We start from the raw sequence: 12,986 nt of genomic DNA, 5'->3' as shown, positions 1-12,986 counted from the left end.
ACCAACGAGGGTCTCCCCTCCAATCCCCATAGGAACGACATGCGAGGCATTTCCCGAGCCGTCGTCTTACTGACCCTGACCGCCACGACCGGTGCGCACGCGCTCACCGCGCGGGCGGCGGGTGCCGAGGTCATCACCGAAGCCCCCGCTCAGCGGAGCACCGTCCAGAGCGGTACCCCGCGGAGCGGCACCGTCCAGAACGGCACCGTTCAGAACAGCACCCCGCAGAACGGCACCCCGCAGAACAGCACAGCCCGGATCGCCGCCGCTCCGATCGAGGAGCGCGTGTACGTCGAGACCACGGTGGACACCGACCACGACGGGCGGCCCGACCGGGTCGCCGTCGACATCTCCCGTCCGCCGGGCGGCGGGCTCGTACCGGTCGTCTTCGAGCAGAGCCCGTACCGCACCGGGCTCAACAACGTCGCCAACCACGGTGTCACCGTCGATCGGCTGCCCCAGGAGCGTCTGTTCGACGGGACGCGGCTCCGCCCCCAAGACACCCCCGACACGGCTGTCAACCGGCCTGTCCCCGACCTGCCCGGCTGGTACGACGACTACTTCATACCGCGCGGCTATGCCGTCGTGCTTGGCCACAGCATCGGCAGCGGCGCCTCCGAGGGGTGCCCCACCAGCGGTGACATGAACGAGGCGCTGGGAGCCACGGCCGTCGTCGACTGGCTCAACGGGCGGGCCCGAGGGTTCGACCCCTCAGGGCGGGCGGTGACCGCGACGTGGAGCACCGGCCAGGTCGGCATGATCGGCGTCTCCTACGACGGTTCGCTGGCGAACATGGCGGCGGCGACCGGCGTCGAGGGGCTGAAGGCCATCGTGCCGATCTCGGCCATCTCCAGCTGGTACGACTACTACCGGGCCAACGGACTGGTGGTCGCGCCCGGCGGCTACCAGGGGGAGGACGTCGACGTCCTGGCCCGCAGCGTGGTCGCCCGGACCGGCTGCGACGACGAGATCAACGCGTTGGAGGCCGCCCAGGACCGGGTCACCGGTGACAGGACCGCCTTCTGGCAGGACCGCGACTACGTCCAGCACGCCGCCAAGGTCAAGGCCGGCGTCTTCGTCATCCACGGCCACTCCGACTGGAACGTCAAGGGCCAGCACTACGCCCAGTGGTGGGACGCGCTGCGGCGGTACAACGTGCCGCGCAAGATCTGGTTGCACAAGGACGGCCACGGTACGGCGTCGCGGCCGGACTACCGGTCGGAGGTGGGCCGGTGGTTCGACTACTTCCTCAAGGGGGTGGACAACGGGATCCTGAACGAGCCGAAGGCCGACGTGCAGTACGCCGACGGTTCGTGGCGGCAGTACACCGACTGGCCGGACCCCTCCGCCAGGCAGATCGTGTTCCGTCTCGGCGCCACCTCGGCCACCGCGCCCGGGGAGCTGTCCACGGCCGCCACCGCCGGCGAGATCCGGCAGACCTTCGTGGACCAGGGCGCCACCTACCGTGCGGACTCCCTGGTCGCGAACCCGGACGGCGCGAACGGCAACCGCCTGGTCTACCGGTCGGCCCCGCTGACCACGGCCGTGCGGCTGTCCGGCGTCCCGAAGGTGGAGTTGCGGGCGGCGGTGGACAACCGAGGTGACGCCAACCTGACCGCGCTGCTGGTCGACTACGGCCCCGAGGGCGGCACGTCCGCACCCGTCATCGTCACCCGCGGCTGGCTCGACCCGCAGAACCGCGCCGGCGCCTCGGCCGGCGAGAAGGTGGTGCAGGGCCAGGAGTACGTCATGCGCTTCGGCATGCAGCCCAAGGACTACGTCTTCGCGGCGGGCCGCCGTATCGGGCTGGTCGTCGTCTCGACCGACTACGAGTACACCCTCCGCCCGCTCGGCGGCACCCGGCTCACGGTCGCGCCCTCCCTGAGCACCCTCACCGTGCCGCTGTCGGGTATGCCCGACGGCCCCGTCCCGAACCCCAGCCCCAACCCCACGCTCACCCCCACCCCCACCCCCACGTCCGGGCCGACCGTCTGCCCCGGTCACCGGACGTACCACACCGGAAGCCTGACGGCCGGGGCCGGCGCCTACCTGCCCGGTGAGGGCGGATACCAGTCGACGGCCTGGGGTGTCCACCGCGCCTGCCTGAGCGGCGCGGCCGGCACCGACTTCGAGCTGTACCTGCAGAGGCGGAACGGCTCGGCCTGGACGACCGTCGCCAAATCCACCTCGCCGACCTCGGACGAGATGATCAGCTACACCAGCACGGCCGGGTACTACCGCTACCGCGTGCTCTCCCGCCGCGGATCGGGAAACTTCACGCTGGGCCTGACCAGACCGTAGAGACGACCCCGGGGAAGGGCCGGGGGCGGCGCCCGGCCCTTCCCCTCCGATGGACGGACACTCTGTTCGCCGAGGTGGCCGGCACATTAATCCTCATTTTCTTTCCTGATAATTCGCCTAACTTCAAGATCTATGGTTTTTTGACGGCCGACGTTAGGCTCCCCGCACATTCGGTTGGCCGAGAGAGGACTCATGGATGTCACTTCTGAGAAAAGCCCCGTGTCCTGGACGGAGTTCGGCAGGCGGCTGAGATTCTGGCGCCGGCGCTCCGGACTGACCCAGGTCCAGCTCGGCCTGCGGCTGGGATACCACCACAGTCACATCAGCAAGCTGGAGAAGGGCTTTCGAGGACCGTCGGCGGACCTGCCGGTCCAGGTCGACGAGCTGTTCGGCACCGGAGGCGAGCTGGCCGCGATCTGGGCGCGGGCGATCGGCGACCGGGGAAGCGGGCTCGACGGCCCCTCCGGCGTCACCCTGGCCGGCGGCCGGCTGATGGTCCCCATGCCCGATACCGGCAGGGGCGGCGAAGGCGCCGGCGCCCCGATCCTCGTCGGCTGGCCGGCCCGCCTGCCGGCGAACGGGCTGCCCTGCCCGATGCACGGCACCGCCGGCTGCGCGGTGCCCCCCGCCGAGCAGATGCTCACCACCGACCTCGATCCGGCGAGGCGAGGCCGGTCCGGCCACCGTACGACCCAGCCCGACGCCGACACCGTGCACGGGCTGACCGCGCTGCTGGCGTCCTACACGCGGATGAACGTGGAGCAGACCCTCGTCGACATCGTCGTCCCGGTGGAGCGGACCCTGCACGCGATCGTGCGATGGGCCGACGACGTGCGGCCGTCACCCTGCCACGTGCTGCTGCGCCTCGCCGCCCACTACGCCCAGCTCGCCGGATGGCTGCGGGTGCTGAGAGGACAGAACGGCCTGGGCATGGCCTGGTACCACCACGGGATCACGTGGGCGGAGGTGTCCGGGGACATCACGGCACGGGTCGCGCTGCTCTGCGACATGAGCGTACTCGCGCGGATCGAACGCGACGCGCAGACCATGCGCGTGTACACCCGCGCGCTGGGCGCCGCCGACCCCACCCGCCGCTGGATCCTGACCATGGCCCGGCTGTACGAGGCGCGCAGCCACGCGCTCTCCGGCGACCTGCACGAGTTCGAGCGGCACATCACCCTCGCCAGGGAGCACCTCGTCCGCCTCGACACGCGGGACCGCGCGGAGGCTCCGTGGCTGACCGGCGGCGAGGGACTCCTGCGGGTCGAGTCGTGCGCCGCCGGCGCGCTGCGTGACATCGCGGTGCTGACCGGCGACCGCGCGGTCGCCCGGCGGGCGGTGAGCGCGGCCCGCAGCTCGCTGGCCTGCCTTCCCAGCCGGATGCACCCGACACGGGTGCTCCTGACACTGCGCCTGGCCGACACCTACGCCTGCGCCGGGCAGGTGGACGAGGCGGTCGCCACCGCCCGGAGCGTGCTGGCCGAGGCGATGCCGGCACTCCGCATCACGATCACCAAGGAGCTGCACGGCCTCCAGACCCGGCTGACGGGCCTGTGGGACGCGACGCCCGAGGTGCGCGATCTCGGTGAGCTGATCCGGGACAAGAGCGGCTGACCGGCACGATGGACCTCCCTGTTCACCGGGTCCGGCCCGCCGGGCGGTGGAGGCGGTCCGCCGCTGCCGTGGCTTTTCCTCATTCACCGGGGCCCGGCCCCGGCCGGCACCGCCCGGTGGGAAGACCCCTCCACCACCCGGAGTCCCGGCCGGCGGGCCGGGCAGCCGGTCTACGAGGAGTTTCTCGCCCTGTCCATGACCTCCTCGACGGTGAGCGGGTCCTTGGGGTGGTGGCTCAGGCACATGGGGATCCGCACCTTCACGAACGGCCTCCCCTCGACGGCCGTGTAGAACTGGCCCGAGGTCAGCCGTGAGATGTCGGAGACATCGCCGCCCTTGGCCTGCGCCATCTCCCTCGCGGCGGTGATCTGGGCCGGACTGTTCAGCAGGCCGAAGAACTGGGTCGCGGCGTTTCCCGGGATCCGGTTGTGCAGCCCCTTCGGCGCCTGGGTCGCGAACACCAGGCCGAGGCCGTACTTACGGGCCTGGGAGGCCAGCGCCAGCGTGCTCTGCGTGCAGGCGGTCATCGCGCCGGACGGCGCGAACGTCTGCGCCTCGTCCATCACGAACAGCCCGCCCAGCGGCCGGTCGCCCGCCGGATTCCTCCTGATCCAGGCGAACAGGGCCATCTGCAGCTGGTTGACGAAGCTCTGCCGCTGGTCGTCCGACTGCAGACCGGCGAGGTTGACCACCGAGATCCGCGCCCTCTTCCCCGGCGCGGGAGTCAGCAGCAGACCGGGGTCCACCGGCGCGCCGTCGCCGCCGAACAGCGGGTCGTTGACCATGGCCGCGGTCAGGATCTGGGCCAGGTCGGCGCCGATCCGCTCCGCGCCGCCCAGCTCGCTCACCCCGTCAGGCAGCGCCGACAGCAGCTCGATGAGACCCTTGAGGCCCGTCCCGCCCCGCCGCCCGTAGTGCGTGAGCGCCTCGCGGAGCACCGCCTGCCCCAGGTGGGCCTTGTTCGTCTTCGCGTCGAGCTTCGTCCTCGGCACGATGGACGCGACGGCGACCTCCACCGCCTCGCGGAACTCGTCGGCGTCGTCGACGACGCTCGCGAAGTCGGGTAACGGCTGGAAGCTGAGCGGGCGCCCCGCGCCCCGCCGGGGGGTCCAGACCACGACGTCGGTGCCGGCCAGATACTCCTCGGCCCGCGCCGCGTCGCCGGCCTCCCAGTACGGCGGCGGCGCCGGCCACGCGTCCCCCAGCCGCGCCAGGTCGTTGTTGGGGTCGAGCACGATGGCGGAGACACCCTGGAGCGCGCATTTCTCGACCAGGCTCCGGATGAGCACGGTCTTCCCCGACCCGGATCCGGCGAAGATCGTGATGTGCTTGCGGAGCGACTCCAACTCGACGCTGACGGACGTGTCGTTGGTGATCGCCCTGCCGAGCGTGATGTACGGCCCGCGCCCCGCGCCGGACTTCGCCGGAGAGGGCTGCCGAGCCGAGAGCATGCCCTGCCGGACGAGCCGGCCGGGCTGCGCCGGGGGCGCCGGGGGCGCCGGGGCCTGCTCGGGTTGTGTCGGGGGCACCGCGTCCCGGTCGGCCTGTGAGGGCACCGCGTCCTGGTCGGCCTGCGCCGGGGACATGTCCTGGCCGGCCCGTGCCGGGGGTTCGTCCTGGCCGGGCCGTCCGCGGGGAGCGCTGTGGTCACGTCGCTCGCCGGGAACGTCGCCGGGAACAACGGTACGCGCCTCGGGAACGGCGCGCTCACCCGAAGCGGCAGGCGCGGGAACGGTGCGCACGTCGCCGAGCGCCTCGCCGAGCACCTTGACGTCACCGGCCGGTCTGCGGTCGGCGAGCCACGCCCGCAGATTCGGCGGGTTCTCGGCGAGCAGGTCCCGGAGCGCCGCGAGCGTCGCGAGGTCCTCGTCGTCCACGGACAGGACCCTGCCGCCCGCCTGCTCGAACGCCTCGACGGCCTCCCGCGTGCGGGGCCCCTTCGACCAGGGCGTGTTCCGCAGCAGGAACAGCCGCCGCTTGGAGACCTCGGCGTTCAGGCCAGCCGCCACCGAGGCGCTGCGCAGCCGGTTGAGCGCGGCGTTGGCGTTCTCGGTGGTGATCGCGCGAAAACCCCAGTGCGCCTCGTCCTCGGTGGCCTCGTCCAGGCTCTGCCGCAGGCGCGCGTGCAGGGGCGGCTTCGAACTGGGCGCGGGATCCTGGCTGAACGTCCGTCCGGCCTCGCCCAGTCCGGCGATCCAGGCGGTGAGCCCCGCGGACAGCAGCGCCGGCATCACGGTGTCCTCGGTGGCGGGGGTGAGGAGCGCGGTCACGTCCGCGGCCTCCCGCAGCTCCGCGAACCGGGTGTCCAGAGCGGTGAGATCCGGCGCGGGCACCTCCGACGACCCGGTAGGGGGACCCGGCCGTGCCACCGCGGGGTTGTCCAGATGCTCCAGCTCCTCGATCTCGCCGTTGAACAGGCACGACTGGATGTGGCCGTCAATCTTGATCAGCAGCTGCCGGGGGGTGAAGTCGGGGGCGAGGTCGAACGCGGACGGTCTGACCGGCCACGTCGGATAGGGCGGCTCGAAGCCGATCTTGCGAAACCGCTCCTCGAACCGCTTCTCGATCAGGGCACGACCGGTGTCGGCGTCGGGGATCGTCTTGAGCTGGAGCGTCTGCCGGAACCGGTCGCGGACGGTGTCGGTGGCGAACTTCTCGATGAGGATCCAGCTCGCCGGGATGCACGAGACGACCGTCAGCGTCCGGCGGGTGACCTCCCGCAGCGACATCAGACCGCCCGCGATCCGCTCGATGATGAGGGACTCCCGCCAGTCCGGGACGGCGCTGTCGGCGGTGGAGATCGAGGACTGCGCGATAACCAGGTCGATCTGGTCGATCGCGACGACGGACGGCCCGGTGAGGGCGAGCAGACGTGACAGGTCCCTGACGATCTCCTGGGGCGACTTCTGGACATGCCGTATCCCCCACCGCGCCCGCTCGCCCGGCTCCTCCTCGGGCATCGAGGACAGGAAGGACTCCCCGACGTCCTGCGCGCTCAGGTCGTCGGACGCGAGCAGCACCAGGGCCCTGGCGGTGTCCTGGCTGTCCCGGCCGACCGACTTGTTGAACCGGCGCAGCGCCTCGATGAAGGTGTCGAGGGCCGGCCTCGACAGCGTCGAGTTTCCCGCCACCGCGCGCCGTACCATCCTCGGCACGTCGGTCAGCGTCGACAGGCGTTCCAGCAGGAGGGTGAGCTGGCTCTTTCCGTCGCCCTGCTCGCGGGACAGGCTGTCGAGCATGGACACCACGGTGCTCTCCCAGAAGCCCTTGGCGTCCAGCAGGCTCACCAGGAAGAAGTATCCGCCGTCCTGCTGCACCCTCTCCCGCACCCAGCCGAGCAGGTGGGTCTTGCCGGTGCCTCGCTGTCCCTGGACGACCACGCCGATCGGGCTCGCGTCCTGACTCTCTCCGGCCTCGGCCAGGCCGCCGAGGAGCACGTGCGCGGTGTGCCGGTGCAGCCCCTCCACGTGGAACCGCGCGGGGCGCCACACGTCGTCGGGCACCTGGGCGTAGTTGAGTTTGAGCGTGGCCAGCGCCTCCAGCTCCCGGCCTGTCATCGCACGCCGATCGAGAGCAGATGCTTGTCCTGGTCGCCGATGGTCACCGCCGCTTCCCGGTCCTGCTGGGTGAGAGTCTTCTGGTTCGACTCGGGGACGATGTTCACGTCCGGCATGCGGTTCATCCGCCTGAGCATGTCGTCGACCTCCGCTCTGGACACGTCGCCCAGCAGCGGGCGGAGCCTGGTGAGGCTCACCCAGGTGCCGGGTTCCCCGGCCAGTTCGCTGTAAGCGACGCGGACGCGCACCTCGATGTCCGTCTCCGTCTCCGGTCCCGGCGCGGGCCCGGCTACCGTCTCCGTCTCCGTCTCCGGCGTCGGCCCGGTCGCCATGACCGACCCCGGCTCCGATGCGGGCATGAGCGCCGCGACGGGTCCGGGCTCCGCTGTCGGCTGGGTCATCGTGATCGGCTCGCGCTCCGGCTCCGAGTTGAGCGCCGTGATCGGCTGGGACGCCGTGACAGGCTGGGACGTCGTGACAGGCTGGGACAACGTGACCGGCTCGGGCGTCGGCTCGGGCTCGGCCGCCGTGGCGGGCACCGGTGCCGGGGCCGGCTCGGGGGGCGTGACCGGCTCGGGGGTCGGGGCGGGCTCGGTCGAGGTAGGGGAGGCCGAGACGTCGCGCGGCTGGAAGACGTCGGCCAGCCGGTGGTCGGTCCGCTCCAGGAAGCCCTGAAGCCCGGTCCAGAGGGCGCGAATCATGGCTCCGGCCGAACCCGTCGGCGCGGGGACCGTTCCCGTCTGGAACTCCTCGGCCAGACGCGCCCACCCGGCGTCGGTCAACATGTGCACGTAAGCCCGTCCCTGCTTCCAGCTGTCGACCAGTTTCAGGTCGTTCATCCGCAGGCGTGCCTTTCCGTCGAGGGTCAGGCCGTAGCGTGCCTTGAGCTCGGGATTGGAAACCTCCCGCGCCTCTACCATCAACACCACAAGAGCGGAGACCTCGGGGAGTGACAGCGCTCTATCAGGCATGATTCATCCTTCCAACGTTCCAAGGCGGCGGTTCCGAAGGAGCCGCATTATCTGGTGGACCACTGTTTCGGTGTCGGTCAGGACCTGTTCATTGGTGAAACGCAGTACGGCGTAACCGTCCAGCTGGAGTTGCACGTCCCGTCGCCGGTCCGCGGCGAACATGAGCGGGGCGCGGTGCTCGGGACCGTCGATCTCGACGACGCACCGTTCGTCGTGCCAGAGCAGATCCACCCGGATGGGGTTGGTGAGCGGGTGCGACCGGTGGGTCTGGTTCCACGCCCGCCCCGCCGCCCAGTGGTATCGGGCCAGGGCCGCCTCCAGCGCCTGCTCGGCGCCGCTCGCCGGATGCGGCAGCCCGGCGACGGCCGGATAGGCGACGGCGGATGCCGTCCGGGCGTCGGACGGTGACCCCGCCGTGTCCCGGGCGAGGCTCGTCACCTCGGCGGGCAGCCGTACGGTCATCGCCTCCACCCGGTCGACGGCCGTCAGCGGGGCACCCGTGAGCCAGACTCCGAGCTCGCCACGGTGCGCCAGCCACTCGCACCCCGCGACGAGCACCTCCTCCTCCGCCGCGGACAGGCCGTCGGGCACCCGTACCAGGACCGACGTGTGCGGACGGCCGAAGCTGGCGGCGAGCACGCGGGCCAGACCGGCGGCGCGCACCTCCGGGGCGAACCCGGCGGCGCGGCTCGCCCCCTCCACCGTGAACGGCCCGGCGCCGCGGTGGGAGGGCCCGGCGTCGTGGACGGACGGTCCGACGGTGCGGCGGGGCGGCTCGGCGGTACAGAGAGACGGTCCGGTACCGCGGCGGGACGGTCCGACGGTGCGGCGGGGCGGTTCGGCGGTACGGAGGGACAGTTCGGCCAGTTCGGCGAGGAAGGGGCCGAAGTGGCCGGTCACCGACGCCATCTGCCGGGCGAGGACCCGTACGGCCCGCGCCCCTGCGCCCCCCGGTACGCCGATGTTCTCCGCGCCCGGCAGCCAGGCCGGAAACAGGCCGATGGCGGCTCTTTCCAGTTCGCCCAGTACCGAGGTCACCATTTCCCCGGCGGAGCGTGCGCCGTCCGCGAAGTATGTGACAATCGCCGGTGCGTCCTCGGGGAGCGGGTCTATCGACAGCGCAATCGTGTCCGCATTTGCGCCATAAAGGCGGATGACGCGCCCTTTCGGAAGCTCTGCCCACGACCGTGTCACGTCGCTTCCCCTGATTTCCGGATACGTCGAGTTTCGCCGAGGTTATCCGCCGGAGGCGGCGGAGTGCAGGCGCTTCGCCGGACGTTATGAAATTCACGGCACAGCCGTCGTCTCCGGCCTGTCCGCTCCGCGACGGTCACGGAGCGGCGGCGGGAGTGGGACGAGGACGTCGATCAGAAGAGCAGCACGGAGAACGCGGAGGCGGTGAGCAGCAGGAGGGACGCGGTGCAGGCGACGGGGATTCCGGCGCCCTTCGCGTCGATGGCCTGGCGGAGCAGGGCACGGCGTTCCGCCGGTGATATCGACATGGGGATGCCGCTCAGCACCTCGTCGCGCAGCAGGGACGCCTCCAGGGCCTGGGCGCAGTCCACCTCCTGCCCGGGAACGGTCCAGGCGCCGCGGACGGCGACGATCGACGCCACCGACCTGCTGACCCGTTCGTCCTGCTCCACCCCCGCGGTGGCCAGCGCCAGCAGCACCAGCGCGGTCGTGTTGACCACCGTGTTCCACTCGCCGGTCCCCCCTCGCCACATGCCGTCCACATAGGGGCCGCGAGGCGACTCGGTCAGCAGCCACCGCACCGCCTGCCGCAGCACGTTACTGGTGGCCGGGGTCTCTCCCATGTGGCACAGGCCGATGCAGATCCGGGCGGTCACCCACGGCACACGGGAGGGATAGAAAGAGCCGTCGGGCTGCTGCGACCGCGCGACCATCCTCCGCAGCGCGGTTATCCGCCGCTCGTCGGGCTCCAGCGCCGCCCCCTCGAACCCCATCAGCAGCCCCAGCACCCAGGTCCGGTGAAACCGGTCGGCGTCGACATCCTCGGCGGACATGGTGAAACCGGCCCCGGCCCCGGCCCCGGCCGCGTCCTCGACGCGCATGCGCTTGATGATCTCCACGAAGTCGACGCTCTCCGCGGTCCGGCCCCGGGTGTGCTCGGGGAGATCGGTTCCGTCCGGGAGAGTCCACCGGCCCCGCACGTAGGCGGCGACCTGCCGCCACTCATCCAGCATGCCCAGTTCGGCGAGGGCCTCGGAGGAGAAGACCGCGGACGCGACGTTGTCGCCCCAGCTCGCGTCCGCCTCGACCTGGCGGGCTATGTACCGGGCCAGGACGCGGACGCTCGACCACGCCTCGGCGAGGAACGCGTCTCCCTCGTTGACGCCCTCTCTGGCCTCCAGGGTGAGCAGGTCCAGACGGTCCAGGGTGATCTGTATCTGCTGGTCACCGGCGGCACGGAGATAGGTGACGGCCAGGGAGACCGGGGTTCCGCTGGAGGCGGCGTCGACCAGCCTGTTCTCCCGGATGTGCCGGACGACGAACCGGGCGAACGTCCGGTGGCCGAAGGAGACGTACGCGCCACGCTGACGGAGCACCCTTCCGTGCAGCAGGTTCCGTACGGTGTCCCGGGTGACGTGATCGGTGTAGGTCAGATTGAGGTCGATCTCGAACAACGCCAGGCAGGCCACCAGCCACAGGACCCTCAACTCCGTCTCCCGGAGCCGCTTTCCCCCGGTGAGGACCTCGTACATCCGGCCCGCGACCTCGGACGGCCGGGGCATGCGGCCGGAGTCGTAGAACATCGAGAGCGCGGTCTCCGCGATCAGGGCGTTCGACCGGGCGAGGCTCAGCAGTTCTCTTCTGGCGGGCTCCTCGATCCCCGGGGCGGAGGCTATCCGTTTGCACACGTCGCGCCCCTCGCAGATCAGCACCCGCCCGGCCCCCATGGTCCTCTCGATGAGGTCGCGGGCGTCGAGCCAGCCCAGAGCGAGCACATGCCTGGCCCCCGGGGACGTCGTCGCGTGCATCAGCCGCAGCAGTGCCGCCCCGGCCGCCGGATTGCTCTGGATGTCATCGCATATCACCAGGGCCGGCGCTCTGGTGGCCGGTGCCCTGTCCGGCTGGGGCCGTGACGCCCTCATCACCGTCACGACGCAGCCGAGCGGCGTCGCCTCGGGGTCCGCGAGGTCCAGCCAGACCGTCCTGCCCCCCCTGCCCTCGTACTCCTTGGCCAGAAGGTCCGCGAGCACGGTCTTCCCCGAGGCGCTCGCCCCGACGAGACCGGCGAAGTCGCCCCGGTTCAGCAGCGTACGGATCTTCGATATGGAGGGGGGCTCGACGAGGACGCGCTCGTCGAAGTCGTGAACCCGCGCCTGGGAGTTCTGCATGGCCTCGGCCGACCTGGCCAGGGCCTCGGCCGGCGGTACCTCGGTCTGCAGGCCGTCGAGGATCTCCTCCAGGGTCCGCGTGAGCAGGAGCCCGGTCAGCGACTGGCCTCTCCCGTAGGCGGCCCTGAACTCGGAGAGGCTTACCGCCCCGATGCGTGGCCAGCCGAGAATGGACAGCTCAAGAAAGGTGTCGCCGGAGTCCGCCCCCGCGCGGCCGGTGAGTTTCCACGGCAGGAGCGGCCGGCCGTCCTCGACTGATCCGAGCTCGTGATGGATCAGGTTGGAGGCGGCCGTGATTCCGGCGTCGGCATCCGCCGTCAGCAGGGCGACGACATCTTTCTCGTACACGATCCACGGACTCGATTCACGCTAGCCGGGCCAGGAAACCGCCGAGCCGGTCCTGTAGTTCGGCCTCCTGGCCGGCGAAGTTGTGCGGGGCCTCGGGGATCACGTGAGACGAGACGCCGGGGAGGTCCTTGAGCCCGTCGACGACCTGGATCGCGTCGGGAAACGCGGCGAAGTCGTCTCCGCCGACGGCCACGAACGTCCGGACCCCGCATCCGGCGACCCACCGGCTGTGCTCGTCGCCGTTCCGCGAGGGGAAAACGTCCCACCTCCCGCCGGGTTCGGTGATGTCAAGGTAGGTCCTCGCAGACAGGGGCCAGTGCGGGAAGATCATCTTCGGAACGAGCGTGTCCGTCTCGGACACCACCAGGTCGCGCACGGCCGCCCGGTTGTTCTCCACGTCGAGCCGGGTGGAACCGCCGTTGAACGCCACGATGTCGAACGGGGCCAGGAGCACGGCCGCCGCGACCGTGACGGGGGCGCCCCGCAGGGCTCTGTCGTGCAGGGCGCGGATCACCTTCAGCGCCCCCAGGCTGTGCCCCTGGAGGATCACCCTCGATCCGGGCCTGCCCAGCCGGTCGATCCAGGCCCGGAGCGCCTCGATGGAGTCGTCGAGGGTCTCGTCGATGGATCCGCCGTCATGGCTGGGCAGGTTCACCGAGGCGTACCGCCATCCGGCGGCCGTGTAGGTGTCCGCGAGGGCGACGACGAACGGATTCTCGTAGAAATTGCCCCAGGTGCCGTGCAGGTGAACGGCGAGATCGTCACCCTCGCCGATCTCCATTCCGTGCAGGCGCCCGCCGGGCACGGCCTCGTTAAGGAATGTGAAGTTCACG

At 71.1% G+C, this 12,986-nt stretch carries 7 protein-coding genes; 2 read left to right on the top strand and 5 right to left on the bottom strand.

The window, feature by feature from the left end; genetic code table 11:
- Positions 1-39 precede the first annotated feature (39 nt).
- Positions 40-2,301: a Xaa-Pro dipeptidyl-peptidase gene (locus ABZ194_RS08210; RefSeq protein WP_355593684.1), complete on the top strand. Its 2,262-nt coding sequence runs from the start codon at positions 40-42 to the stop codon at positions 2,299-2,301.
- Between the two features lie 219 nt (positions 2,302-2,520).
- On the top strand, positions 2,521-3,915 hold the full coding sequence (locus tag ABZ194_RS08205) for a helix-turn-helix transcriptional regulator (protein WP_355593682.1): 1,395 nt from the start codon (positions 2,521-2,523) through the stop codon (positions 3,913-3,915).
- Between the two features lie 170 nt (positions 3,916-4,085).
- Here ABZ194_RS08205 and ABZ194_RS08200 read toward each other — a convergent pair whose 3' ends face one another.
- The 5 genes from ABZ194_RS08200 to ABZ194_RS08180 form a co-directional block, all read right to left on the bottom strand.
- Positions 4,086-7,472: a DUF87 domain-containing protein gene (locus ABZ194_RS08200; RefSeq protein ID WP_355593680.1), complete on the bottom strand. Its 3,387-nt coding sequence runs from the start codon at positions 7,470-7,472 to the stop codon at positions 4,086-4,088.
- Positions 7,469-8,443 carry a hypothetical protein gene (locus ABZ194_RS08195; protein WP_355593678.1) on the bottom strand — a complete coding sequence of 325 codons (975 nt, stop codon included), beginning with the start codon at positions 8,441-8,443 and terminating at the stop codon, positions 7,469-7,471. The genes ABZ194_RS08200 and ABZ194_RS08195 overlap by 4 nt, the downstream gene beginning before the upstream one ends.
- A 3-nt stretch (positions 8,444-8,446) precedes the next feature.
- Positions 8,447-9,481 (bottom strand): DUF559 domain-containing protein, encoded by a 1,035-nt coding sequence (locus tag ABZ194_RS08190; protein ID WP_355593676.1) that lies wholly within the window; start codon positions 9,479-9,481, stop codon positions 8,447-8,449.
- Positions 9,482-9,810: 329 nt separating this feature from the next.
- Positions 9,811-12,153 carry a hypothetical protein gene (locus ABZ194_RS08185; protein ID WP_355593674.1) on the bottom strand — a complete coding sequence of 781 codons (2,343 nt, stop codon included), beginning with the start codon at positions 12,151-12,153 and terminating at the stop codon, positions 9,811-9,813.
- A gap of 16 nt (positions 12,154-12,169) precedes the next feature.
- Complete coding sequence (locus ABZ194_RS08180; protein WP_355593672.1) at positions 12,170-12,985, bottom strand: alpha/beta fold hydrolase; 816 nt, start codon at positions 12,983-12,985, stop codon at positions 12,170-12,172.
- Between the last annotated feature and the right edge of the window lies 1 nt (position 12,986).

The sequence above is a fragment of the Streptosporangium sp. NPDC006007 genome (assembly GCF_040614315.1).
In the GTDB taxonomy this organism is placed as follows: domain Bacteria; phylum Actinomycetota; class Actinomycetes; order Streptosporangiales; family Streptosporangiaceae; genus Streptosporangium.
Note: the sequence above shows the minus strand (reverse complement) of the source record. Positions and strands in the feature narration are given on the sequence as shown.

Coding starts and splice junctions, on each gene's coding strand:
- ABZ194_RS08200 (WP_355593680.1), bottom strand. CDS start 7,472: ATGACAGGCCGGGAGCTGGAGGCGCTGGCCACGCTCAAACTCAACTAC.
- ABZ194_RS08210 (WP_355593684.1), top strand. CDS start 40: ATGCGAGGCATTTCCCGAGCCGTCGTCTTACTGACCCTGACCGCCACG.
- ABZ194_RS08195 (WP_355593678.1), bottom strand. CDS start 8,443: ATGCCTGATAGAGCGCTGTCACTCCCCGAGGTCTCCGCTCTTGTGGTG.